Raw genomic sequence first — 25,732 nt, 5'->3', positions numbered from 1 at the left:
GAATGACTGTAAGAAAAAAGGATATGATAGTTAATATCATATCCTTTTTATTTGCTGCGTTATAAAAGCGGTATTGAAGCTTTTCGAACAATTGAGTTATAGCAAGTCCCTAATCTTAATCTATAGGTCTAATACCAGCTCTGGGCTCTTGGCGCGTGAGACACAAATCATCATGGTTTTTTGCTCTAGCTTTTCATCGTCATCAAGATAGTGATCAAGATGTTCTGCTTCTCCTGCTAAAATAGTGGTCTCACAGGTACCACAAGCGCCCTCCCTGCACATACACTCCACATCGACATTCAAAGACTCTATGGCTTGTAAGATAGTTTGATCCGCTTTTACCTCAACGCGGTAGTTTGATTTGGCCAAAACCACAGTAAAGGCTTGTCCGTTCTCTGAGGTGTCTGCTGAAAACTGCTCCCAATGAATCCACTCGTCGCGGAATCGATGTTTATTACAGGCATCGATAGTAGCGGTAATCATAGATTTTGGCCCGCAAACATAGACGTGGGTCCCCAAAGGCTGAGCTGCAATCAGCTGCTCCACATCTAAAGGGCGACCATCCCTACGTATATAGGTCTGCACTCGATCAGCATGATCTTTATGTAGATCATCTAATAAAGTGGCGCGCTCTGGTTCCCGAAAAGCATAATGCAGCTCATAGTCCACGCCGCGCAGGGCTAATGTTTCCATATGAGTCATAAATGGCGTAATGCCAATACCACCCGCTATGAGAACGTGCTTTTGACCTAAGGGCGACAGCTCAAACATATTGTTAGGAGAAGATATTTCCAGCTCAAAGCCCTCAACGCCGTATTTATGCATAAAGAGCGATCCACCTTTACCATCCCGCTCTTCTTGTACGCAAACTTGATAGTAGGATAGATCTTTTGCAGAGCTGACTAGTGAATACGCATTGGATAGCTTATCATTCATCTTCAAAAATATATGACTGCCGGCACTGAACTCGGGGTAGTATTCACCATCCACACGTTTAAAAGTAAAGCGTTTTACGTTAGGGGTGAGCTGCTCTACAGCTGTGACTATGGAGGGGTACATCTGATAACTTTCAGTCATGGTTAAATCCTGTTCTAAATAGGGTTGAGCATTTATAAATTTTGTATACCGACTATATACGCTGCATTATCCTATTAATTTTGGCGATAAATTGGCTAAAAGAGCGCTCTTCTAGCCAAAAATACCCGTTGAGATAAACGCTTATTTATAATGCTCAGCGACAAGCCCTTGGAAATAAACCATCCCATGCTCACTAATACCCGAACGTTGACGATCCGTCATGATCCGTCCCTGACCTCGATAGCCACGAGACTTGAGTCCACGTTGTACGCTTTCGACTAGATTGAGATCCTCAGGACGAAAGACATGCTTGTACCACTCAATCAAATCTTTTTGCTTTTGAGTCAGCTCTTCATTCAAAAAGTAGATCTCATAATTTTGTAGGGTGGTTTCTTCATCGACTGGCAGCTCGTAAATCACGGTCATATAGTCGCCGCCTGGATTGACATTGAGCATGGTACAAGGCCACACCCAAAACCCGCTAAAAGACGGCTCCACTACGGAGGGATCAAGTTTAAAAGACTTCTCAGAGGAGCGCGCGTAGCCAAACTGCAAGGTCCAGTTCTCATGAATGGTATGCCAGTATTTATCGACTTGTACAGAGTCCGAAAAACCCGGATGCGCAGGACCACAGTGATAACATTCCATGTAATTATCAACGATAACTTTCCAGTTTGCCGCCGTTTCAGTGACAAAGCGCGCGGCTAGTTTTAAATCTTTGACTTCAGGGCAAGCCTCATTTAATCTCTCAGCAAAACCGGGGAGCTGTTCGGCGACACTCCCAGCGTCATCGTCCATATTGATAAAAATAAAGCCGGCATGCTCTTCAGCTTTTAAAGGCATTAGACTAAACGCTTCTTTATCAAAATTTTCAACATTTTCACAATTACGCGCTAGTGCCAGTGAACCGTTGAGCTTAAACGTCCAAGCATGATAAGGGCAAGTAATGACATTTTTAGCCTTACCTGATCCGGTAAGTAGCTCATGACCACGGTGCGGACAGACGTTATAAAAAGCTCGCAGAACGGCATCTTTGCCCCGTACTACGATGATATTTTCGCCAACGATTTTGCGTGTAAAGTAGTCGTTAGGATTGGCCACCTCGCTGATATGTCCCACGCAGATCCAGCTTTTGGTAAAAATGGCTTCCTTTTCTTTTTCAAAGACACTTTTAGAAGTATAGAAAGTCTTGGGCAGAGTATAAGCATTATCCGGATCTTGGCAAAAGTCCTCAGGCAAAGTATCTATTACGTCTGTTGTTGACTCATTAAGTACATTTATAGGGCGCTCTTTAGTAAAACTCATAATAACTTCCTTGTTTAAATCTCTTGTGTAAAGCTGTACTTTTTAGCAACAGCCTTTATTATTTCAGCATCTTGTGACAAAGCTGTTAATCCGATAACATCGATGGCGAAAGCTGCTGTTTTTACACACCATAACCAATAAAAACCCTTAAGTTTTCAATGGGTTTGTCTAGGCTCATAATGCTTGTCTAAAAGCTTTGGAGCAATAGCATAATCGTCAACATAAGGAACACAGTTCGTGAATAATCTACCCAATCTTACTGACCTTAATGTGTTTTATATTGTTGCCAAAAAGAAAAGCTTCGCTGCGGCGGCTGATGAGCTTAATGCTTCACCTGCTTATGTCAGTAAGCGAATCCGTATTTTGGAGGAGACGCTTAACAGCAAACTATTTCATCGTAGTACGCGTCATATCAGTCTGACAGGAGATGGTAAGCTTATACTTGAGCGTGTTTTCCACATTTTGAATGAATTTGAGAAGCTTGAGGACATTATAAATAACCCAGAAGACACTCCTAAGGGCAAGATTAATATGGTCAGTAACTTAAATTTCGGACGGACTCATGTTGCTCCAATCTTAGCGAAACTGATGGTTATCTATCCTGAATTAGAGATTCAATTTAATACCATTGAACAAACTTTGGATTTGATTAAGCACAATTTAGATTTGGACATTTGCGTAGGGGACGATATTCCCCCTAGTATGATTGCTAAAAAGCTTTTAGCTAATCATAGGATCCTATGCGCCGCGCCTCATTATATAAAGCTGTATAGTGAGCCTGATGATTTAAATGATTTAAGTTATCACAGCATTTTGGCAACCAAACAACGTGAGCAATCTAGCAAAGTTTGGCGGCTGCGTAGTTCTATGGAAGAGGTTTCTGTTGCTATCACTCCAAGATTTATCTCCAATAGTAGTGATATCATTAAACAGTTGGCTATCGAGGGTCGAGGGATTATGCTTTGTTCAGTGTGGGACGCAATAGAGGAGATACAAAGCAATAAGTTACAGCATGTTTTGCCGCATTACTGGCAGAATGCTGATATATGGGCGGTTTATCCTTCGCGTTTAAAGAGCTCTTCTGCCCTAAAAACCTGTATTTTATTTATTCAAAATGAGCTACTAAATCGTTTACAAGTGTTAAATACCATTACCAAAGGTGAAAAAATCTCAATGATAGGGGATGGTATTGAGCCGCCACCAGACAAAGTATTTATATAGCTATAGTCAATTCGAAATAAAGTCGATACGCTAATATTACCAGTGCTACTGGTATAAATTTTACTTGCGTGCTGTGTCGTTGCAGCCAGAGGCTGCGCAACCTATGTTTTGAGAGAAAGCATCCCAGCAGCACTGTATCAGTTTTATAGTGATTCAACTATATTTTGAAGCTATAGAATATAAGATTCATTAAGGACAAGTTTTAAAAAACCATAAAAATAGGCTGGGTTACCAAGATACTATCTAGGTAATCCAGCCTGTTAATAGTTTAAAAATTGATAGTTTAAAGATTAATAGTTTAAAGATTGATAGTTTAAAAAACTCTAAATCACCTTGGTCTTTTTAGTTTTTTCTCGCATTCGTCTCCATTCCTCATCCTTATGCAATACTGAGCCCTCGAGTACTTGTGAGGTTTCTCCTTCTTCCCATGGTGCATTATCAGCCAACTCCTCGACATGGATGGTTTTGAGGCTATAGTCAGGCTGGTAACGCAGATCGTAGTTGGCCGCTTTAACTACCGATATCATCATCATACACAAGATAATCATCAGCGGTGCGCCAGCGACAATAGAGGCCGTTTGTAAGGTTTGCAAATCGCCATAAAACATCAAAATAGCGGGCAACAAACACAAAGTGAACGCCCAAAATAGACGGCTCCAACGATGCGGCTCGTCATCGACTTCTACTTGCACCACAGATGCTAGGATATAAGAGATAGAATCAAACGTGGTGGCGGCAAAAATAGTCGCTAAAAAAGTAAAGACGCCGACAACTAAGTAGGGCATAGGTAAGCTGGTTAAGATAGCAAAGATTGCTGCGGTTGGAGACTCATTACTTAGTATACTAACCACGTCGACAGCGCCCGTCAGTTGCAAATATAAGCCATAGTTGCCTAAAATAACCATGAATGCCGCGCAGCCAAGTGAGCCATACAATACCGATCCGACTACCATATTACGCATGGTACGTCCTCTTGATATTTTGGCAATGAATAGCCCGATTACCGGTGCAAAAACCACCCACCATGCCCAGTAAAAAATCGTCCAATCTTGGGGAAAGGTTGTAGGCTCAAAACCAAATTCGCCAAATGCTTGGAAGGGTTCCATATAAGTCATCATACGCGGTATCTCTGAGATAGCACGGCCCATAGCTTCTACGCCTGTATTCAAAATAAAGACAGTAGGCCCAACGGTCACCACAAACAATAAAAAAGCGATGGCTAAATAAAAGTTTATATTGGAGAGTTTTTGTATCCCGCCCTTTAGACCCTGATAGGCGCTATAGGCGAAAATAGCGGTGGTAAATAATAAAACCACAATCTGCATGGTTCTATCACGTGGCAGACCAAATAGGTTATACAGTCCTTCATTAATGAGCGGGGCGGCAAAGCCTAGTGAGGTCGCACCGCCGCCCACAATACCGAAGATAAATAAGACATCAAGCAGCTTCGCCCAGTTACTATGAGTTAGCTTTTCCCCCAATAAAGGCATCAAGGTTTGACTGACTTTGAGCACTGGGGTCTGACGGACATAATAAAAGTAAGCGATAGGAACGGCTGGTACTAAGTAGATACACCAAGCTGAAGGCCCCCAGTGAAAGATACCGTAGGTGGTTGCCCAGCGAATGGCGTCAGGCGTGCCTCCTTCTAAACCAAAAGGCGGGCTTTGATAATAATAGGCCCACTCAATTAGACCCCAGTAAAGAATACTGGCACCGATGCCAGCACAAAACAGCATAGCGGCCCAAGAGCCATTAGCAAATTCTGGATCCTCCTCTGGACGGCCCAATTTTATCTTACCGATATCAGAGAATACGATGTAGAGAATAAAGATAGGCGCGATAATACCAAAAGCTAAGTAAGCCATGCCAAAATTATCGATCACGAAAGCTCTAGCGAGGTTTACCCAGTACTTACCTTGCTCAGGATAAATTAATAAGGGGATGGCGATACCCAAAATTATGGCGATAACCATGCCAAAAGTGAATTTGTCTATACGGGTATCTGGCACGTGATCAGGTGTACGCTGAGGAACCTCTAAACCTACATTAAAGGTACCTAGATGGGGAGCTTTTCTATGTTTCGTCCTTGTTCTTATATAGTCTGGAAGATACTGTACTGAAGAGGAGGTAGCATCTCTCTTCGGCTTTTGACTATCCTTGTCATTGCCAGAACTTATCATTCGTTTCTCCTACTTTTGTGTTGAATGTTGAGCAACTATAGCAGCAAATATCAATAAGTAAATAATAATTAGCTTATGTAAACCCTATTAATTCAAAGTTTAAAAAAAGAGCTTTGCATGGACGACTAGAAGGCTGTTTTAAAAGTAGGCAATGTAAGTTAATATGACTTAACTTCACGTTTAGTTTTCAATGACCGCTAATGCTCAAGGCTGACTTATGACTCAAACTATGCAGGATTCAACGACCGCCACCCCAATCACCTGCGGCGAGCTTCTCGTCCAATGGTTAGAGTACTATGGCGTCGACACCGTCTTTGGCATACCGGGCGTCCATACCGTCGAGCTGTACCGCGGCCTGCCCAGTACCGGTATTCGCCATATTACCCCGCGTCATGAGCAAGGCGCTGGATTCATGGCAGACGGCTACTACCGCGCCTCTGGCAAGGTTGGGGTGTGCTTTATTATTACTGGCCCCGGCATGACCAACATCATGACCGCCATGGCACAAGCGTTGGCGGACTCTATTCCGATGCTCATCATCTCAAGCGTCAACAACATAGCGCAAACGGGCAGCGGCGAAGGTCACCTGCACGAACTACATGATCAACAAGGCATGGTCAGCAAAGTCGCCCTCGCCAGCAAAACCATCTGGCAACCAGAAGCCCTACCTAAAACCATCGCCCAAGCTTTTGCTTTATTTAATGGCGGTCGTCCGGGTCCCGTGCATATCCAGTTGCCCATCGATGTCATCACCGCGGATGCCAGCCACGTTGCCAAACCGCCTACAAAAAACCAAGACGGCTCAAACCAAGCCAGCTCAAACCAAAACAGTTTAAATCAGTCCACAGCATCAACAGTTAAATTACCATCTCCTAATCCTGAACAGTTAGACCGCATTGTCGAGCAGCTACAAACCGCCAAAAACCCAGTCCTACTGTATGGCGGCGGCTGCGTCGATGTCGATAGCGACGCGCAGACACTGGCCGAGCTGATAGACGCACCAACCTTTTTAACTATTAATGCCAAAGGACTATTGCCGCCTGCACACCCTTTAAGCTTAGGCAGTAATCAATCCCTACCAGCGGGCCGAGCACTGATTGGAGAGGCTGACGTCGTACTAGCCATCGGTACCGAGCTTGGCGAGACCGACTATGACACCGTACTCGATGGCGGTTTCTCTATCAACGGCACACTGATTCGCATTGACTGCGATGCCGAGCAATTGCAGCGTCCCTTTATCGCCGATATTGCCGTATTGTCTGATGCGCAAAGTGCGATTAGCGGACTATGCCAGCGCCTAGAAAAAAGCGCTAAATCAGGATTAGATCATCAAGCTACCAATAAGGTAGAACAAGTTAAGCAAGTGATGACCCAAGAGATGCCTGCTAACTTCGCGGGACAAAACGCGCTACTAAAACTACTCAGAGATGAAGTTAAAGACGTCATCATCGTCGGTGACTCCACCCAGCCGGTTTATAGTGGCAACCATGGTTTTGAAGCACTAGCCACGCGTCGATGGTTTAATTCAGCAACCGGCTACGGCACCTTAGGGTACGGGTTGCCCGCTGCTATTGGTGCTATGCTCGGATCGAATAAACCGGTGATTAGCCTGATTGGGGACGGCGGTATTCAGTTTACCATTAGCGAGCTTATCTGCGCCGCTGAGCTTGAGCTACCACTCATTGTCCTATTATGGAACAACCAAGGTTATGGCGAGATTCGCACTTATATGGAGAATCGCGGACTGCCGCTGATTGGCGTCAGTATCAAAACCCCTAACTTTGAGCCACTAGCAGCAGGATTAGGAGCCGGGTATCGCCGGATCATCGCTAAGCAGCAACTACTAGACGCCCTACAAGAAGACACTCAAGGCAAGCAGCCAATCATCTATGAGGTGGATGAAAGCGATGAGTTTCTTAAAGAGTTGGGCGCGGTGTTTAGCTATTTTAGTTAAGTAGATATGACGACTTATATAGTCTATTTATTCTAAAATTTATATAGTGCTGCTGTTATAAGTTTTGTGCAGCACTTGTCTATTAGGCTGGTATTAATGACTTCTTTAAAATACATTGCTCATTACCCTGAGACTATCCAAATGCAAGCGGCTCAGCTGATTAGCAGCGGTCAGCTGGGTGATTATTTATCCAAAAATTATCCTAACACTCACCAAGTCCAAAGTGACAAGGCGTTGTATGAATATATCAACGCGCTAAAAAACGAGTATATGCGCAAAGTTAGTACGTTATCGCAGGTCAGCTATAGCGCTAAAGATAAAGTCCTTAAAAACGCGCTGGGCACGCATACTTTTGAGTCGCGCGTGCAAGGCAGTAAGCTTAAATCTCATAATAGTATCGCCGTAGCCAGCTTATTCAAAGAAGCGCCGCCGGAGTTTTTGCGGATGATAGCAGTGCACGAATTGGCGCATTTTAAAGAAAAACAGCATAACAAAGCCTTTTATCAATTGTGCTGTCATATGGAACCGAGCTACCATCAATTGGAGTTAGATACCCGTCTTTGGCTGCATTGGCGCGAACAGTAACTATAGTCAATACTAAATGAGATGGATACACTAGATTATGATGTGAGACTGGGATGAATTTTGTGCAGCCTCTGTCTGCGCAGGCACAGCACGCAAATAAAATTTATACCAGTCTCACTACGTCTTTTTTATATTGACCTGACTATATCGCCATTTATTTAATAGAGAAAAAGTAATGATCAATACCAAAATATATAAAGCGATTTATACTTTAGCAGAAGATCTATTGGAGGCGGATAACAAGGGCGATCAACAGCAGTTTGACGCGCTTTATGCCAAGTTAAAAGCGCTATGCATTGATAATGAAAATACTGACAAAGACCATCCTGAGCAGTGGGAGACGCTAGCTGACTTCACTGAGGACTTAGAAGCAGCTTTGGTTATTTACGATAAGGCACTGAGCAAAGCCAAAGCTATCAACTCCAAAGACCATTTATCCTCGATTGCTTATTCGATGGCGGTACTGCAAGTTGAGTTGGGCCGGAAAGACGCCGCTATCGAAAACCTACAACATGCCAAAATCAGTGCCAATAAAATCGAAGATAAAGAGTTTAAAGTTGAGATAGATGAATTGTTGGCTAAGTTATTAGCAGAGTAAGGAAGTAGACAAGTAGGCTATGACATTAACCTAGCCGCTGTATCTGTAAAAAACAGTCTAGTTTTATTAAAACAGATATACTTATGCCGATAGGCTTGTATTTTGTATCAAAATTGTCCAAAATACGGCAACGAAATCGTATCAGCGGCTTCGTCTCAATATGCCCTCACAAGGGGTAATTTTAATATGGAAGTTATTAGGAGAATCGGTATGTCAATTAACCATGAAGGTCGGGTACTGCACGAAGGTTTGCGCGAAAAAGTGATGTCTGCTGATGAAGCGGCTGCTTTTATCAAAAATGATATGAATGTGGGTATGAGCGGCTTTACTGGCGCAGGATATCCAAAAGCCATCCCTAAAGCGCTTGCTAAACACATGGAAGAAGCGCACGCTCGCGGCGAAGATTTTCAAATTGGCCTATTGACAGGTGCTTCTACCGCGACCGAATGTGATGGCGTATTGGCTGATGCTAATGGCATCAAATGGCGCACTCCGTATCAATCGGAGCCGGCTCTACGTAAACAAATCAATGCTGGTAAAGCCTATTACTTTGACATGCATCTATCGCACGTGGCGCAGCAAAGCACCATTGGTTTTTATGGCGACATGCATATGGCAGTCGTTGAAGTCGCTGGTATCTTGCCAGATGGTCGCCTGATTCCATCGACCTCAATCGGTACCAGCAATGCTTGGCTTGAAAATGCTGACAAAATCATTTTAGAAGTTAACGCGCAGCAAAGCTTGATGCTTGAGGGTATGCATGACGTCTTTAACGACATCGGTATGCCGCCTAATCGCAAACCCATTCCACTAGTCACTCCCGGCGGACGCATTGGTGTGCCGTACCTGCATTGCGACTTGGATAAAGTAGTAGCGGTAGTGTTGACCGACTCACCAGATCGTAATAGCAAATTTGCTGATCCTGATGAAAAGTCTAACAAGATCGCCAGCCATATCATTAACTTTTTCCATGACGAAGTTAAAAAAGGCCGGATGCCAGAGAATTTATTACCGATCCAATCAGGCGTCGGTAACGTTGCCAACGCGGTATTGGCAGGGCTTGAGAACAGTCCTTTTGAGAATTTGACTGGTTACACCGAAGTACTACAAGACGGTATGCTTGATCTGATCATGTCGGGAAAAATGACCATGGCCTCAGCTACCGCTTTATCATTAAGCCCAGTGGCATTAGAGAAGTTCAATGCCAATATCGAAGAGCTACGCGCGCGCATTGTCCTGCGTCCGCAAGAGATCACTAACCATCCTGAAGTGTCACGTCGTCTTGGCGTCCTTGCCATTAATGCGATGATTGAGTGTGACCTCTATGGTAACGTCAACTCAACTCACGTCATGGGCACCAACATGATGAATGGTCTTGGCGGCTCAGGCGACTTTGCCCGTAACGCTTATACGTCGTTCTTCGTATCGCCATCAGTGGCAAAAGATGGTGCAATCTCTTGCATTACGCCGATGGTATCGCATCACGATCACACCGAGCATGACGTCATGGTAATCGTGACCGAACAAGGTTTAGCGGATCTGCGTGGTCTTGCGCCGCGTCAACGTGCGCAAGCGATTATCGATAATTGTGCGCATCCGGATTACCGTCCGATGCTACAAGACTACTTTGACCGTGCCTCAGATACCGCTGGCATGCAAACGCCGCATATCTTGGACGAAGCCTTGTCATGGCATAAGCGCTATGTCGAGACTGGTGATATGCGCATAAAGCCAGAGGCTTCTAACGAGCAGAGCGAACAGATCGAACAGAAGAAATACAAAACGGCTTAATAGCGTTTAGTTTTCAGCTCATAAAAAAAAGGATACGGTATCTATATCGTGTCCTTTTTTTATTATTGGTTGAGACTTATGCCAGACCTTATTCAATTTTCTGAATTACGTTATAATTGGCAGCATGTATTTTTGCTGGATCAATATAGGACATTCTATGATGATATCCGCTTCAACTACCCAAACCAATCTAGCTGACCTGATTAACTATGCTCAAACCGTGCGCGATAAAATGACAGAAAACACAATCGTTATGAAGCAAATTACTAACAACCCCCCAGAGCAGGCTATGCTAGGCGACTTTCCAACGGCGATGAACCATGCGGTAATGGAGAACAGTAAAGCGCATTAAGAGCATATGATGCAATTGTTATCTGATCCTACCAAATTTCGCCAGTTCCCAAAGGTAGTTTTCAATATGCTACTAAGTGCGTAAGGTATGGTGAGATAATTGTAATTAAGTTTTTTATTAAAAATGTCCTACATAAGTTCAACTTTATTATCTATACTCCACATCAACTGCTATTATAGCTGAGCGATTATCTTGTAGTATAAATACTTATTTACTTTCAATAGTTTGGTTTTTTAGGAGTATAACTTGGGAATTATCGGTGTTATTTTATTTTTTATATAGTTTTATTTAGGATTAACAATAGAATAAAGCTGATGCTTTTTGCACCAGCCCTTTAAGCGAATCGTTAAATTCTTTTTAAACCAACCATTAATTTAACGCCCCGTCCACACTGCATGACGCTTCTCAATAAAGGCATCAATACCTTCGCCTACGTCGTCTGCCATCATATTACAGGTCATAATCTTACCAGCGTAGTCATAAGCCGCTGCTAGATCCATATCCAGCTGCTTATAGAACATGTCTTTGCCCGTGATAGTCGCCACCGAAGATTTGGCAATGATGGCATCAATTAACGACTGTAGCGTGTCGTCCAATTGCTCGCTAGAGGCAACGCGATTGATCAAGCCTTGTTGCAAAGCTGCATCAGCGTCAATAAACTCGCCGGTGATTAGCATCTCAAAAGCCTTTTTGCGCGGCAGATTACGACTGACAGCGACGGCTGGGGTGGAACAAAATAGTCCGACATTGATGCCGGAGGTGGCAAATTTAGCATGGTCAGCAGCCACTGCCAAGTCGCACGCCGCCACCAATTGACAGCCTGCTGCGGTGGCAATGCCTTGTACTTTAGCGATCACTATTTGCGGCATGCGGTTGATACTGAGCATCATCTGGCTGCACTGCTCAAATAGCGATTGATGAAAAGCCTCGTCCGTATTGGCACGCATCTCTTTTAGGTTGTGCCCGGCGCAGAACGCCTTACCACTGGCGGCCATCACTACCACGCGCACAGAGCTGTCATGAGTGATGTCATCCAGCTCTTTTTGTATTGCCGAGAGCATATCTACAGATAAAGCGTTGAATTGTTTGGGACGGTTCAAAGTCAGGGTAACGACGCCATTTGCGGCATTTTCTCTGATGACAAAAGGTTCGTTAGTGTCGGTGGTGGGATTGGCGTTTGACATTTATCATCCTTGATAGTTGATATAGAGTGGGGATTTGGGATTGCAAAGGTTTGTACAGCCACATAATTAATAGCCTGTGCTGCAAGTTATATCACAATTGAGACACGAATTGCACTCCAGTAAACAACGAACATACATTACTAACTATTTAAGAAGAAAGCTGCTGCCCCAAGCGCATAGCCGCTGCCATATTCATCGCGGTGGTTTCGATATTCTCGTAGCCGTTTTTTAAGACCTCATCGATAGGGTCCAGCTTTTGAATACTAGGCATGACCACATTAAAGGCTTTGGGTTGGGAGGTTTTTGAACTCTCCTTAGTTTTTGGTTGATTCACTGCACCGCAAATAGCGATAACTGGCTTGCCGTTTGCGCGTGCCAGCTTGCTAATACTGCCTGCAACTTTGCCCATGGCGCTTTGTGAATCAAGCATACCCTCTCCAGTAATGATTAAATCAGCACTGGCAATATGCTCATATAAATTAACTGCTTTAGCGACAGTATCAAACCCGGATTGCAGCTTAGCGTTACAAAATCTCATCAAGGCAAAGCCAAGACCACCTGCCGCGCCTGCACCCTTTATATTCTGATAATCCTTATCGCCTTGCTTATGACTTATCGTTGCAAAGTTATTCAAGGCATTGTCTAAAAGCTGCACTTGCTGCAAATTGGCGCCTTTTTGCGGGCCAAAGATAGAACTTGCACCCGTCTCGCCGCACAAAGGATTGGTCACATCGCAGGCCACTTCAAAGACCGTATCCAAAACCTTTGGATTGAATTTTGTATCATCTATTCGTTGCAAGCGTGCAAGCTGCAGACCACCTTGCGCCAAAGAGTTGCCATCATAATCATAAAAATTCATTCCAAGCGCCATTAGCATTCCGAGGCCCGCATCGTTGGTGGCACTACCGCCAAGACCAATGATAATGCGTTTTGCGCCCTCGTTTAGCGCATCCATAATCATCTCACCGACGCCATAGCTGCTGGTAACCAAAGGGTTTCTTTCACTACTCGTCAGCAAGTGCAAACCGCAAGCTTGCGCGATTTCAATCACCGCAGTGCCATCAGAGAGTAATAAATATTTTGCCGTGATAAGCTGCATCAGTGGGTCATGAACGCGCACTGACTTCCAGCGTCCACCAAGCGCATATGACAATACGTCTGAGGTGCCTTCGCCGCCGTCCGCCATCGGCAGTAAAGTATAATTAGCATTGGAAAAGACTTGGCTAAATCCTGACTTTATCGCACGGCAGACATCGATAGCGGCTAGGCTTTCTTTAAAGGAGTCGGGGGCGATAAGTATTTTCATAGGGTGCTCGAAGAAGTTAGTATTTTGTTTGAGGTATTCAGTTTATCAAACCTAATCATATCATCATAAATTAGATAATCTGCTACCATAGACGCCTGTTTTATTAATAATACGATTAGGATCAAGCTTTGACTACATTTATCACCCCTCCGATTGCTAACCTTGAGAACAACGACTTACGCGAGCAGCTGCAGCAGATCATGGATACCAAGACTAAACCGCTTGGTGCGCTTGGACGTTTAGAGGCGCTGGGACTACAAATCGGTATGATTCAAGGAACGACGACTCCGCATATCGAGCAACCGCAGATCCGCGTATTTGCCGCTGATCATGGTTTAACTAAGCATGGTACATCGGCGTATCCCAGCGCGGTTACCGCGCAAATGGTAAATAACTTTTTAAATGGCGGTGCGGCAATTAATGTGTTGGCGCGCCAGCATAACATTGAGCTAAAAGTCGTTGATGCGGGCGTAGTCAGTGATTTTGAGACTCATGCAGACTTAATAAGCCACTATAAAGTTCGCCAAGGTAGCCGCGATGCGCTAACTGAGCCTGCGATGACGGATGAGGAGTGCTTACTTGCGCTTAATAACGGTATGAAAGTAGCTGAGACGCTTAGAGGCAGTTTATTTATCGTCGGTGAGATGGGCATTGGTAATACCTCAGCCGCTAGCTTACTTTTAGCGCGTTTGGGCGATTTGCCGATTGCGGATTGCATTGGTCGCGGTACGGGTCTTGATGATGCAGGACTTGCGCATAAAGAGAGCGTTTTAACTCAAGTATTAGCGCGTCATCATGAGGCCAAATCACCATTTGAGGCTCTTGCAGCTTTGGGCGGGCTTGAGATTGCGATGATGGCAGGGGCGCTTATACAAGCGGCGAGTGATAGAAAGGTTTTGTTAATCGATGGTTTTATTGCCAGCGTGGCTTTACTCGTTGCCGAGCGTTTAGCGCCTGGCGTAGTGCAGTACGCGGTGTTTGCGCATCATTCCGCTGAGCCGGGACATATAGAGTTGCTAAAATTGTTAGATGCCAAGCCGTTACTGGATATGGATATGCGTTTGGGCGAGGGTAGCGGGGCGGCGCTAGCCTATCCTATTTTGCAATCGGCCTGCGCTATTATTAATGAGATGGCGAGCTTTAGTGATGCGGGCATTAGCGAAAAGGGTAATTGATGTCAGATAAATCTGAACAAACCTCTAAACCACTGCCCAAAGCAATCAAACACGAATGGACATTATTATTAGTTGCCACCCAGTTTTTGACCCGTTTGCCCGTTCCACAGTTTAGCCACTATGAGCCGCAGTGGCTACATCAAAGCAGTCGCCATTTTCCGGCAGTAGGCCTGCTGGTTGGACTGGCTTGCGCGGGCGTGTTTTGGTTGACCAGTAGCCTGTTTACACCACTTGTTGGTGCAGTAATAAGCACCGCTTTTGGCATTAAGCTTACTGGCGCTTTTCATGAAGACGGGCTTGCTGATACTTGTGATGGCCTTGGCGGCGGTCTCACCCGCGAGCGTACGCTTACCATTATGAAAGACTCACGCCTTGGGACTTATGGGGTTCTGGGACTTGTTTCAGCGCTACTGATTAAGATAAGCCTGTTAGCGTCTATGCCGGTATCTGTAGCTATTGTCGCTTTAATTATCGGACATACTGCCTCGCGCCTGCTTTGCATTAGCCTGATTGCGCTACTGCCTTATGGCGGCGAGATTGAACATGCCAAAGCCAAACCGATGGCGCAGCAATTAACCTCAAAACAAGGCATTATCGCTAGTGGCTGGCTAGTATTGGGACTAATTTTAGTTATTGTTTTATTCCCAAATACTATTAGTCAGATTAGTATTTGGCAGTGGGTTTTGGCTTTGCTATTGGGTTTAATTGCCACCGATTATATGCGCCGATTATTACGCAGACGCCTGCAAGGCTATACGGGTGATGGGCTAGGGGCAACGCAGCAATTAAGTGAAGTGGCGATTTATGCGGGGTTGGCGGCAGTATTACCGTTTTGATTTTTTTAAATCTCGACGTATTGGCTATTGTTGCGTTAATTTGAAACGAAGACAGTGTGGCTGGGAGAAATTTTTGTAGCCTCTGTCTGCGCAGGCATAGCACGCAAGAAAATTTTTACCAGCCGTACGCTTATTACAACTTTTCTATTATGTACTAACTGTAGGAACAATAACTAATGCTTCTATACATTTGGCGTCATCCTAAGCCGCTTGCCGCCAATGGTCTTTGTTTGGGTCACACTGATATAGGCGTCCATCCGCGTAAACTCAAACGCCTTGCCAATCAGATTCAGCGTTTTGTACGGCTGCATAAACTGCCAAAGGTGATTTGGGTCAGTCCTTTGCAGCGCTCGTTAAAAGTGGGTAAGATGCTAGCACAGAAGGGCTTTGAATGTCGTGTTGCGCCTGATTTGATTGAGCTGGACTTTGGTACATGGGACGGTCGATCTTGGTCAGATATTCCCAAACAAGAGATTGATAATTGGTGCGATAATTTTGCGCATTCTGCACCCTATAATGGTGAAAGCGTGCAAGAGCTATTTACGCGGGTAGAGGGGCAGATTCAGGCTTGGCAAAATAGACAGATTGATACCGGAGATAACGACTCAATACTAGCGGTCGGTCACGCGGGCTGGATTAATATGGCTAAAATGCTCGCTGCTGGAGAAGGAGTGCCGCAAGTGGCTGCTGACTGGCCGCGTCCCGTTGGCTATCGAGAGTTGAGTAGTTTGAGGTTTTAAAGTGCGTATTATATTTTTAAACGATGTCTCTAGTTGCTAAAATTAAACTTCTGTTACTTGTAAAAAACACTAAACATTATACTACTAATACTTGACAATATTTCAGTAATCTCTATACTTTTCTCATTACTCAGTTTAATAACTTTTGTTGATAAACTGTCCGTTCTGCTGTGACAGCAGCGATGATGAGAAACCCTTTTATGTCCTCACAACATGCCCGTCTGCACCAGCTCTACGTAAAATCTGATATCTTACCTTTTGATTCTCTATATCCGGTGGCCTTCTCATTAGCAAGCGCGATCAATCAGCTGGCTTTAGGAAATATCTTAATATACAGCCACACCTTTTTAGATGCAGGCGTTTGTTTATCTTTAATTGGCTCACCGCTTTGCCTTACCACCCTCAGCGCTGACCGCACGCCTACCTATCGTACTGGGCTTATTAACACGGTAAACTATCAGCACTCAGACGGCGCGACTCATTTTTATAGCCTAGAGGTAGTCACCCCTAACTGGTTACTCACCCAATCCATTCATACCCGCAGCTTTGTCAATCAATCCACGCTCGATATCATCACCGCCATCCTTAGTAATTATGACTTTGACTGGCAAATATCAGAGACGCTACTATCAGCAGATAGTATTCATACGCATACCTCATCCAGATTAACCGCACCATTAACGATGCGCAGCCAATCTGATGTCAGTGACTATGACTTTATTATGGGATTGCTATCTGACATTGGCATCTCAACCTTATGGATAAATGGCGACTCCATTGACAATCTCGGTCACTGGCTACTGTTAAGCGGTTTGGATGAAAGCGAGCTTGCACCCGTAGACTACCGCTACGCGACCTCTTCAGTACAATCAGGGAATGACACCGTTGATGAGCTACAAATGAGTGCCAAAAAGCTTGGTACATCTACCGTGGTCGTTCGCGCTGATGGTCTGGCCGCTGATACCATTTTCGAGGGACGCGCGTATGATGACTCACCACTGGCACTAGATACGACTGCCGTATTACTCGGTGCGCCATCTCGAGTGGATAGCGATGAAGCAGCCATTCGTCTTGCTGAGCAGTGGGTTGCTGCTAATCACTGCAACCGCGAATACTATACCGCCACCGGCCCGATGCGCGGCATACATATCGGCAGTCCGGTTCATATCGACAATTTACCGACCATCAATAGCTTATCAAGTTACTGCACCAGTTTGCAGATTATTGGTATTGAGCCTGACAGTGATAGCGTCTCCTATCATCATGCTACCTTGATAGAAAACTGGCTCACCCGTACTAGCAAACACGCTCATCGAAACCAAAGCCAAGAGCAGCAAACAGGCTTATCGAAGCCAAAGCCAAGCGCACACCGCCTGCATACCGCCATTCCCCAGTACGGGATTGAGATCGCCCAAGATACTGGGGTTTGGGTGACTGCCACCTTATTAGAGCAGTCTATTCCCTACGCGCCTTATCCAAGCAAGCAATCCTTTGTCAGCAGCACCTATACCGGTGTCACTCAAGCGCGCACCGGTGATCAAACTACCTCAGCGGCGCCAAGCTACGCCTCACAAGTTACCGATGATGGTCTGCAGCGTACCGTGACCACCCCCGTATCCGCGGGTATCAGCCCGCATGATGATGGCGTCACCCCGCCACTTAGATCCCTACAACTCTCCTCAGGTGCCACCCACGGCTGGCAGTTTGCCCCAAGACTCGGACAGTCGGTGCTGCTCAATCACTGGTATGGGGATAAAGACAGCCCGCTAATTAGCCGCAGCCTCTATGACGGTATTGGTATGGGTGATCGTGATGATAACGACATCACTACCCGTGACGCCGGACTCTCCAACCGGCATAACCTACAAAACGGGTCTTCTCCAAGATGGCATGGCGGCGGACTCAGTCACTCGCAAATCAAGGATGATGATAGTCACAGTGGCTGGATCTCTGGTATCGCTCAGTACGGATTGACCTCAGACTCTGAGGTCACCCTTCTCTTTGATGACACCCCAAACCAGATCGGCACGCAGTGGAGCGTTAATACCAACGCCCATGCTAACGCACAGCACCCAACGACCACCAACAAAGCAGTCTTCGCCCCTGACGAGCACGTCTTAGAGCTTGGCGTTCTACGTCATCGCTATAGCAACCATCAATCGACAACCAGCGGACAAGGCATCAACCTTGCCACTGACCATGGGCTGCAAGCCATAGCAGACAGTGGCGTGCTGCTCTCTACCTTTGGGATCCGGCACACCCAATCCGAGCATGAATCGGCTTGGGTCAATGACGCCGGACAACGTCAGCTGAAACTGGGGGCAGAGCTGACCGAGACCCTAATGGAAGCCAAACAAGCACACTTGCAATCAACGAGAGAGATAAATAGCGCCAACGATTCTATAAAAGCGTTTGAAAAGGCAGCGCAGGTGATGGACGAGACCCTACAAACTGAAGTCTTAGGTGCACCTGATGTGATGCTAGTCAGTAAAGACAGCATCCTGACCTCAGCCAGCAACACGCTAACCACAACCAAGACCATCGTTAGACAATCAGGCGCTACCCAATCGGATGTGGTGGCAGGCAGTTATACCTTAACAGCAGATCGTATCGAGTCGTTATCAGGTATCGCCGGACAGGCCGCAAAGTCGGGACTACATATCAGCGCCAATACCAAGCCAGTAGCGATACAAGCACAAGGCGGTGAGCTGCAATTGCATAGCCAGCAAGGTATGACCATCGGTAGTGAGTCGGGTCAGGTGAATATCGTAAGTCCCAAACGTATTAAGTTTCAGACCAGCGCGGGGGCGTCACTGACGATTGATGAGAGCGGGATTAAGCTGGTGTGTCCGGGTGAGATTAAGATTGAGGCGGTGAAGAAGAGTTTGGTGGGCGGGGCAAGAGCTAATTACTCATTACCGATGATGCCTGAGACGATTCCGCTGTTTAGTAATAAGCTGGATGTTTATGATTTGTTTTATCATAGCGATTTTAGTGAAGTTGATTATGTTGCGATGATGGACGATGGCCAGATTGTTGAAGGAACATTGGATGAACATGGGCGGACTGATAGATTGATGTCTATGGAGTCTAAAGGCGCTGAAGTGTTAGTAGGATATCTAGATAACTGGAGTATAGAAATTGATACAGAAGAGGAGGAGTCTGAAGCCATTGAAAATGTTGAATTTGAGTACTCAGATGAAGAGTGTCACTGTCAAGCATCAGAAGAAGATATTGATTTTTTAGAGGATGAAGAATAATGCCAAACAGTCAAAAGAAAATCACGGCAGGATTCATACTACTCGATGCAAATAGCAAACTTTTAAAAAATATTGAATATAAGGTTACAACAGTTGCCAATGAAAAAGAGCATCACTTAGTCAAAGGTAAGACTAATAGTAAAGGTGAAACTTACGAATTTGTCAAACCAATAAATACTAACGTTTGTCTGTATGTAAAAATAGGAACAAAAGACTTTCAAAGGGTTGCCTGCTTACTGCTACCTTCAACTGAGAAAAGCAAACTTAAAATGAGAGCAAGAGTTAGCGCTATTTTAATCGACTCAAAACTAGAAAAACATGGCGAAAGCCCAGGTAGTATTAAGCGTAAAGACTATCAAGTAGTCAAAGGCGACACTTTAGAAGGTATTGCTAAGAAACATAATACTAATGTAGCGCAGTTGAAACGCTTAAATCCAAAGATAAAAAATATTCATAAAATTTATGAAGGTAGTTGGTTAAAGGTTCCTGCTCACGTAGGAGACGCTAGTAAAGAAACTACGGACGACCCTTCTCCTAAATCAGAACCAATGGAACTAGATACAGTAGACTCTAAAAACGATACTTCTATAGATTCAGAGCAACCTTGGTATGAGGAGGTATGGGATAGTGTCAAAGAGACTGCTGATGAAGCAGACGCTATGATTGATAAAGCAGAAGAAGCAATCAAGCAGGGACAGCAAAAAGTAATAGATGAGACTGTTGATGCGGTAGAGAGTATCTCTGATGCAAGTGAGAAGCTATATGATAAAGTATTTGATGATAAGGAGGATACTATACCATCTAATACCAATCCTCCCCAAAATAAGGGTAAAGTTGATAAACCCAAATTAGATGTGAAGAAAGAAACTGGCAATAATCAAAAGGGTAACCCTACCGAACAAGTTACCTATAACAGTGATACGACTGTTTATCATATTTATTTTGATGGACGTATAGAACGTCAGCACCCCAAAGCAGAAAAATATGCTGCATTCGTTTATTATGATGAAGATGGCGGTAAACACTATTTAGGGAAAACTAAATATTTTAAAACGAAAAAGTGGATTAAAAAAAATATTTTAGGTACAAACTACGTATATTTGGTAAACATAGGTAGTGACAAAGATAATGGATTAACCGGAAGTACAAAAGAACAAGGGTTATCTAAATACCGAAAAGGGAATGTCGGTTACAATATATTTATGAACTCTAGTAGTCAACGTTATTACACTTCAGGAGCTGTAATGGCAGCTTTTTTAGGAGCCCTATGTAAGCTAGGATATGATGACATTTCATTTAATGGAGCGAGTAAAAAAGATGGAAGTCCTGGCGTGAGTTCAAGCCATATTAATGGTAGTTGTATCGATGTCAGATATCTTAGAAAAGATAAGGCTGCCAAAAAAGTTTTGTTACAGGATTCAGAATATGATCATGAGAGGACTTTGAGTATGGTAAATACTTTTCATGAATTTGGGTGGGGCACAGCGAAAAGGCTAAATGGAACAATAATCAAAATGTTAAGTGAAAGATTTACTAACAAAGTTGCAGGAGTTAATTCTACTACTTTACTACCACATTGTAGCCATTATAATAAAACGCGTCACAACAATCATCTCCATATGCAAGGTTTTGAGCCAAATTTAAGAGATATTGATGTTATCCATAAGGTCGATAATTCAGTAAATGAGAACTTTAAATCACTAGATTTAAACAGAGTTTTTGAAGCTATTGTTAAGGAAGAAGGGTTCACTACCTACATGTATTTAGATACTTCAACACGTGGCAATAAAAGTAAGGTTACTATTGGCTACGGCAAAATGATCGGTTCATCAGAAGAAGCAACTAAAATCCCATTTGAGATTGATGGGAAGGCTGCTTCTGCAACGCAAATTAAAGAAGATTGGAATAGGGTTTATAATTCAGTATCTGGAGTAAATACCTATAGACATACATATTTTGAATCAAAATCAACTATAAGAATAACTAAGTATACTGCTAAACAGCTAACTATTGAACATATAAGATCAGATCTACAAAATGCAAGAAAAAGGTTTCCTGATTTTGATAAATATCCCATATTAGCTCAAGAGGCAATTCTAGATATGAGTTATAACTTAGGTTTTTCAGCAACAGGAATTGATAAATTTCCTACTTTTTCTCAATATATTAAAGCTAAAGATTTTCTGTCTGCAGCTAAAGAATCAAATAGACCTCAATTAAAAGACTCAAGAAATATACATGTTAAAAAACTGCTAGAAGCAGCGGCTGAAGAATATAATAATTAATTAATAAAGGATTGTATATGAGATTGTCTTTAATACTTATTATAAGTCTAAATCTAATATCGTGTGTAGATAGTTCAAAGTTTTTTGCGATAGATATCCCAGAAAATAAAGAGCCGGTATACTTGTATAATATTGATATTGTAAACAGTGGGTTTAAAAATATTTCTATCGAAAATAATGAAATGTATTTTGATGATAGCTTTATCGATGGAGAGTTGACTAATATCAAATACAATGGGAGTTTAATAACTTTGAATAATTGTAGTGATCTAAAAAAATATAAGTTAGAAGAGATCGAGAACCTTGTTTTAACAGATCTATATATTTTAAAGAAACGAAAAAGAACATGTAATTTTCTCTCAAAGATTAAAAATATTTTAAATGAAGAAAAAAATAACGTAGTTTTAAGTCATGAAATAAATAAGAATGTATTATCTGAAGTTAATATTAAACAAATCCTACTCTCTACCGAAGAAAAATATGAAGATTTTAATTGCACTACACCACCATATAATAAACTTTCTAAAGTCTGCGAAAGTAATTCTACCCACATAAATATTATACCTGTATCAAATGAAGGAGACTTTACAGTCTTTTTCGTTGATTTTGAGTATGGACGTATGCAAGACTTTTATACAGTAACTCTCTCTAATCAGAGAATAGAATCTAAGATTCAGTTATAAAAGGTATTTTTAAATATAAATATTAAGCACTTCTCTTAATTATTTTAAATTATAAATATGAAGGTTGAAAGATGGTTTTTTATTTAAATATATGGAACTAATAATGAGTATATCTATGAAATTTATTATTTTGTGCTTGGCTCTAATGCAGACAGCATGCTTTTCAAATCAAGAAGAGAGTATATCTAAAGGTAGCCTCAATACTTATGATACTGTAGAAAATAAAATATCGATAAATAAAAAGACTATAGAAAATATTCAGTCAACAAAAAATATAGCAACTAATTTAAAGCATACATGGAAGAAAGATGACGACAAGATAGTAAATTCTAATGGACTTTCTAACTTTATTATTAACGATACCGTATCAACTATTGAAAGAAACATTCACAGGTCATTAGATATTAGTAGTATTTCAGATACTTGTTCAGTAGCAGAGTATGGTAATCTTATACAACTTCTATTTATGCAAAATAAACTTATATCCATTGAGGTGTTAAACAGTAACTATGTTACAGATAAAGGGTTTAAAGTTAATGATTCGGTTGCAACGCTAAAGCGAATCTATCCTGATATAGAATACGGAAGTTTTCAAAGCTTATCAGAAGATGCTATACAGACAGACTACTTTAAAACACTACCTAACAGCGATGGTAACTATTATGAATTTAGAGTATCAGACGTAAACAGTCATATCATTGATTCTTTTTCAGTCAATAATATTCAGTATGATTATAAAAACTTATGTGATATATAAGCTATTTATTTCTCTTATAAGATCTATGTATTTACTCATAGTATATTAATAGAAAATCTAATAAAAACGGAGAACTTATTTGTTAAACCTACTACTGTAACTATATAGAACTTGTTAATAGACAACCTATTATCGATTCAAATAGATCTGACGAAGTCACCTTCAACATAAAACTAGTCGAAGGCGACACAGGTAAGCCATTACCCAATACAACCTACCATCTCGAGTACAAGAACAATATCAAACCCCATAAAACCGACAGCTCAGGTATCGAAACAGGTATAACAGCTGATGTTAGCCAATCTATCAGCGTCTATCTCGATGATGACGATGGCAAAAAGCAATCTATTTACAGCATGGCATTTCCCGTCATAGGCGACTTAAATGGACAGACCAAAGTACTCAAAGTCCCAGTTGTTGCCTTTAGCATCAAATTTGTCGACAACAACAATCAACCCATACCACATTACGAGTTTAAAACCCTATATCGTGGCAGACAATCTGCTATAAAAAGAGCAAACAGCCAAGGTGTTAGCACTATAAAAGCCCTTGCTGGTCAAAAGCTTACCGTTATCGATGGACAAGATAGAGCGCAAACTACCGCCATCGTTAGCTATGGCTCTAAACAATGGACTATGATCATAGGCACAGATATCACCGAAGAAGATATAAGCAATATATCAGATACCTTGAGTCAAGAAGCATCGACTACTCCAGAGACCAGTAAACAAGAGGACAAGCCAAAACCTCAAACAGAGCAAGACCCTGTTATCAAAGTAGAAAAGCCGAAGGTAACAGAGGTTGAAAAAAAGACAGAGACAGGGCCAACGCTTGAGGTTGCCTCAGATGAAGCTAAAATCACCATAAAGTTCGTTGATGAAGCAACGAATAAGTCACTATCAGGGCTTTCCTATATTACTCAGTCTACTAAATATGGTAAAAACACTTCTGTGATCGGAAATGATGGTACAAGAGGTAGAACACATGATTCGCTGGTAGGTGTTGATATAACCGTATTGGTGTATGAAGACGGTAAGGAAGTTAAGAAAGATGTCATTACAGCAAGTGCTGATCGGAATGGTATTCCTTATGTTTATAAGGCTAAGAAGCCTAAAAACTACTTATACCCATTGCCGATAGATGCAACTGCAGATTACAAATCAGGTATGAGATCTTTTGGAAGTAATCGTTCAAGTGGTAAACGCAAACATGCAGGAGCAGATCTATATGCACCGACTGGAACGACAGTAAGAGCAATGGAGTCAGGTATTGTGTTAAGTACTGGTAGTTTTTATGCTGGTACCGATTTTGTGACTATTAAACATCAAAATCACATTATCAGATATGGAGAGTTGGCACCTGGTTCGATAAAAGTTAAAGCAGAAGATGAAGTAACTAGAGGTCAACCTATTGGTGCTGTCGGAAAACTCAAGGGCATCAATGTTCCAAGCAATATGTTACACCTTGAAATGTATTCAAATACTAATGATACTTCTAACCTTACTATTAAAGGAGCAGCGGGTGGAAAATTTAAACGTAGAAGTGATTTAATAAACCCTAACTCTTTTTTGGATAATGCGGATAAATAATCATGAAAAAATTTTCTTTTTTTCTTTTTTCTACTTTAGTACTAACTTCTTGCTACAACAATGGTACAACTACAGAATCAACTACTCCAAGTATAAAAATAAATGAAACCGAAGCAACATCAGAGCTATCATTTTCTAACTTTACATCGGTATGTTCACATGATGAAGTGAAGCCTATGAGTATTAATAATGATTTAGCAGTTTGGGGCTTTGATCCATTACTATCCGACAAAGAGCGAAAATGTGAAAAACTTAATCTTAATAACTTCTCAGCAATGAATTGTAAATATGATGAAGATTTAATACAAAATTCAGGTATTCATCTTTATGAGGGTTCTGAAGGTTGGTACAAATTTATATATGAAACCGCTGATATTTGTACTAATGCCTTAAACACTTATGCAGCACAAAGTGAAGAGCTTTAAACAGATCCATAATAAATCGATACTATCTTCTACTCTAATACCTCATCTTTTGTCAGCAGCACCTATACTGGACTGACCCAAGCACATACCAGTGACCAAACTACCTCAGTAATCCTAAGCTATGCTTCACAAATGATCGATGACGGCTTGCAGCATACAGTGACGACTTCGGTATCCGCTGGTATCAACCTCCATGATGATAGAGTCACTTCGCTGCTTAGAGGGTAGTTGCAGTGAGCAAAGAAGTTAGTCATGTATGTTTTGTAATAGGTAGAAAAAATGAGGATAGATTCTACAGGTTAGGAGGTAACCAAGATCAAATGATAGCATTCGATAGTAGAAAAATTAGTACGTATATTTATTACTATCCTAAAAAAGCTTGGGGTTCACACTCTCAGCAACCAGCACCTATAGTTGATACCCAATCTT

Annotated in this window: 19 protein-coding genes and 1 pseudogene; 15 read left to right on the top strand and 5 right to left on the bottom strand. The window is 42.5% G+C overall.

Annotated elements, in window-relative coordinates:
* Positions 1–120: 120 nt before the first annotated feature.
* Together ACR63N_RS09290 and ACR63N_RS09285 are read right to left on the bottom strand one after the other, a co-directional pair.
* Positions 121–1,077, bottom strand: coding sequence for a PDR/VanB family oxidoreductase (locus ACR63N_RS09290; RefSeq protein ID WP_472781901.1), 957 nt, complete (start codon positions 1,075–1,077; stop codon positions 121–123).
* 141 nt (positions 1,078–1,218) lie between these two features.
* Entirely contained in the window at positions 1,219–2,382 is a 1,164-nt protein-coding gene (locus ACR63N_RS09285; RefSeq protein ID WP_367109586.1) for an aromatic ring-hydroxylating oxygenase subunit alpha, read from the bottom strand.
* A 237-nt stretch (positions 2,383–2,619) separates the two neighbouring features.
* On the opposite strand from ACR63N_RS09285, the gene ACR63N_RS09280 reads away from it, so the two are divergent.
* Positions 2,620–3,603, top strand: coding sequence for a LysR substrate-binding domain-containing protein (locus ACR63N_RS09280; RefSeq protein ID WP_367109585.1), 984 nt, complete (start codon positions 2,620–2,622; stop codon positions 3,601–3,603).
* A gap of 323 nt (positions 3,604–3,926) precedes the next feature.
* Here the strand turns inward: ACR63N_RS09280 and ACR63N_RS09275 are convergent, their stop codons facing one another.
* Positions 3,927–5,783, bottom strand: a complete 1,857-nt coding sequence (locus ACR63N_RS09275) for a BCCT family transporter (RefSeq protein ID WP_472781900.1) — start codon at positions 5,781–5,783, stop codon at positions 3,927–3,929.
* Between the two features lie 217 nt (positions 5,784–6,000).
* Here ACR63N_RS09275 and ACR63N_RS09270 point away from each other — a divergent pair, with 217 nt between their 5' ends.
* From ACR63N_RS09270 to ACR63N_RS09250, 5 genes and pseudogenes are all read left to right on the top strand, one after another.
* Positions 6,001–7,737 (top strand): 5-guanidino-2-oxopentanoate decarboxylase, encoded by a 1,737-nt coding sequence (locus ACR63N_RS09270; RefSeq protein ID WP_472781899.1) that lies wholly within the window; start codon positions 6,001–6,003, stop codon positions 7,735–7,737.
* 96 nt (positions 7,738–7,833) lie between these two features.
* On the top strand, positions 7,834–8,322 hold the full coding sequence (locus tag ACR63N_RS09265) for a YgjP-like metallopeptidase domain-containing protein (protein ID WP_367104096.1): 489 nt from the start codon (positions 7,834–7,836) through the stop codon (positions 8,320–8,322).
* 175 nt (positions 8,323–8,497) lie between these two features.
* A complete protein-coding gene (locus ACR63N_RS09260) occupies positions 8,498–8,920 on the top strand; it encodes a tetratricopeptide repeat protein (protein WP_367107054.1) in 423 nt (140 codons plus the stop codon).
* A gap of 210 nt (positions 8,921–9,130) precedes the next feature.
* Positions 9,131–10,711, top strand: a complete 1,581-nt coding sequence (locus tag ACR63N_RS09255) for an acetyl-CoA hydrolase/transferase family protein (protein ID WP_367104098.1) — start codon at positions 9,131–9,133, stop codon at positions 10,709–10,711.
* A gap of 196 nt (positions 10,712–10,907) precedes the next feature.
* Positions 10,908–11,147: pseudogene (locus ACR63N_RS09250) on the top strand (hypothetical protein); the annotation flags it as partial.
* A gap of 290 nt (positions 11,148–11,437) precedes the next feature.
* On the opposite strand, the gene ACR63N_RS09245 reads toward ACR63N_RS09250, so the two are convergent.
* On the bottom strand, positions 11,438–12,247 hold the full coding sequence (locus ACR63N_RS09245) for an enoyl-CoA hydratase (protein WP_472781898.1): 810 nt from the start codon (positions 12,245–12,247) through the stop codon (positions 11,438–11,440).
* 148 nt (positions 12,248–12,395) lie between these two features.
* On the bottom strand, positions 12,396–13,553 hold the full coding sequence (locus tag ACR63N_RS09240; RefSeq protein ID WP_367104101.1) for a glycerate kinase: 1,158 nt from the start codon (positions 13,551–13,553) through the stop codon (positions 12,396–12,398).
* Between the two features lie 128 nt (positions 13,554–13,681).
* Between ACR63N_RS09240 and cobT the strand changes: the two genes are divergently transcribed.
* From cobT to ACR63N_RS09195, 9 genes are all read left to right on the top strand, one after another.
* The gene (gene cobT / locus ACR63N_RS09235) at positions 13,682–14,728 is read left to right on the top strand and encodes a nicotinate-nucleotide--dimethylbenzimidazole phosphoribosyltransferase (protein WP_367107051.1); all 1,047 of its coding nucleotides are present in this window, start codon (positions 13,682–13,684) and stop codon (positions 14,726–14,728) included.
* Complete coding sequence (gene cobS, locus ACR63N_RS09230; RefSeq protein WP_367107050.1) at positions 14,728–15,564, top strand: adenosylcobinamide-GDP ribazoletransferase; 837 nt, start codon at positions 14,728–14,730, stop codon at positions 15,562–15,564. Before cobT ends, cobS begins: the two co-directional genes overlap by 1 nt.
* A gap of 176 nt (positions 15,565–15,740) precedes the next feature.
* A complete protein-coding gene (locus tag ACR63N_RS09225) occupies positions 15,741–16,304 on the top strand; it encodes a histidine phosphatase family protein (protein WP_367104104.1) in 564 nt (187 codons plus the stop codon).
* Positions 16,305–16,504: 200 nt separating this feature from the next.
* On the top strand, positions 16,505–19,564 hold the full coding sequence (locus ACR63N_RS09220) for a contractile injection system protein, VgrG/Pvc8 family (protein WP_367107049.1): 3,060 nt from the start codon (positions 16,505–16,507) through the stop codon (positions 19,562–19,564).
* Positions 19,564–21,849, top strand: a complete 2,286-nt coding sequence (locus ACR63N_RS09215; RefSeq protein ID WP_367107048.1) for a LysM peptidoglycan-binding domain-containing protein — start codon at positions 19,564–19,566, stop codon at positions 21,847–21,849. The genes ACR63N_RS09220 and ACR63N_RS09215 overlap by 1 nt, the downstream gene beginning before the upstream one ends.
* A gap of 17 nt (positions 21,850–21,866) precedes the next feature.
* Complete coding sequence (locus ACR63N_RS09210; RefSeq protein WP_367107047.1) at positions 21,867–22,532, top strand: hypothetical protein; 666 nt, start codon at positions 21,867–21,869, stop codon at positions 22,530–22,532.
* 103 nt (positions 22,533–22,635) lie between these two features.
* On the top strand, positions 22,636–23,289 hold the full coding sequence (locus ACR63N_RS09205; RefSeq protein WP_367107046.1) for a hypothetical protein: 654 nt from the start codon (positions 22,636–22,638) through the stop codon (positions 23,287–23,289).
* A 356-nt stretch (positions 23,290–23,645) separates the two neighbouring features.
* Positions 23,646–24,878 carry a M23 family metallopeptidase gene (locus tag ACR63N_RS09200; protein WP_367107045.1) on the top strand — a complete coding sequence of 411 codons (1,233 nt, stop codon included), beginning with the start codon at positions 23,646–23,648 and terminating at the stop codon, positions 24,876–24,878.
* Between the two features lie 2 nt (positions 24,879–24,880).
* Positions 24,881–25,303: a hypothetical protein gene (locus tag ACR63N_RS09195; RefSeq protein WP_367107044.1), complete on the top strand. Its 423-nt coding sequence runs from the start codon at positions 24,881–24,883 to the stop codon at positions 25,301–25,303.
* Positions 25,304–25,732: the final 429 nt, after the last annotated feature.

It is taken from the genome of Psychrobacter sp. M4, from assembly GCF_055699795.1.
Note: the sequence above shows the minus strand (reverse complement) of the source record. Positions and strands in the feature narration are given on the sequence as shown.

Excerpts from the sequence above, each read along its gene's own strand:
- ACR63N_RS09200 (WP_367107045.1), top strand. The coding sequence starts at position 23,646 with ATGGCATTTCCCGTCATAGGCGACTTAAATGGACAGACCAAAGTACTC.
- ACR63N_RS09290 (WP_472781901.1), bottom strand. The coding sequence starts at position 1,077 with ATGACTGAAAGTTATCAGATGTACCCCTCCATAGTCACAGCTGTAGAG.
- ACR63N_RS09265 (WP_367104096.1), top strand. The coding sequence starts at position 7,834 with ATGACTTCTTTAAAATACATTGCTCATTACCCTGAGACTATCCAAATG.
- ACR63N_RS09240 (WP_367104101.1), bottom strand. The coding sequence starts at position 13,553 with ATGAAAATACTTATCGCCCCCGACTCCTTTAAAGAAAGCCTAGCCGCT.
- ACR63N_RS09285 (WP_367109586.1), bottom strand. The coding sequence starts at position 2,382 with ATGAGTTTTACTAAAGAGCGCCCTATAAATGTACTTAATGAGTCAACA.
- ACR63N_RS09245 (WP_472781898.1), bottom strand. The coding sequence starts at position 12,247 with ATGTCAAACGCCAATCCCACCACCGACACTAACGAACCTTTTGTCATC.
- ACR63N_RS09210 (WP_367107047.1), top strand. The coding sequence starts at position 21,867 with ATGAGATTGTCTTTAATACTTATTATAAGTCTAAATCTAATATCGTGT.
- ACR63N_RS09260 (WP_367107054.1), top strand. The coding sequence starts at position 8,498 with ATGATCAATACCAAAATATATAAAGCGATTTATACTTTAGCAGAAGAT.
- ACR63N_RS09225 (WP_367104104.1), top strand. The coding sequence starts at position 15,741 with ATGCTTCTATACATTTGGCGTCATCCTAAGCCGCTTGCCGCCAATGGT.
- ACR63N_RS09220 (WP_367107049.1), top strand. The coding sequence starts at position 16,505 with ATGTCCTCACAACATGCCCGTCTGCACCAGCTCTACGTAAAATCTGAT.
- ACR63N_RS09205 (WP_367107046.1), top strand. The coding sequence starts at position 22,636 with ATGAGTATATCTATGAAATTTATTATTTTGTGCTTGGCTCTAATGCAG.
- ACR63N_RS09255 (WP_367104098.1), top strand. The coding sequence starts at position 9,131 with ATGTCAATTAACCATGAAGGTCGGGTACTGCACGAAGGTTTGCGCGAA.
- ACR63N_RS09270 (WP_472781899.1), top strand. The coding sequence starts at position 6,001 with ATGACTCAAACTATGCAGGATTCAACGACCGCCACCCCAATCACCTGC.
- ACR63N_RS09275 (WP_472781900.1), bottom strand. The coding sequence starts at position 5,783 with ATGATAAGTTCTGGCAATGACAAGGATAGTCAAAAGCCGAAGAGAGAT.
- cobS (WP_367107050.1), top strand. The coding sequence starts at position 14,728 with ATGTCAGATAAATCTGAACAAACCTCTAAACCACTGCCCAAAGCAATC.
- ACR63N_RS09215 (WP_367107048.1), top strand. The coding sequence starts at position 19,564 with ATGCCAAACAGTCAAAAGAAAATCACGGCAGGATTCATACTACTCGAT.
- ACR63N_RS09195 (WP_367107044.1), top strand. The coding sequence starts at position 24,881 with ATGAAAAAATTTTCTTTTTTTCTTTTTTCTACTTTAGTACTAACTTCT.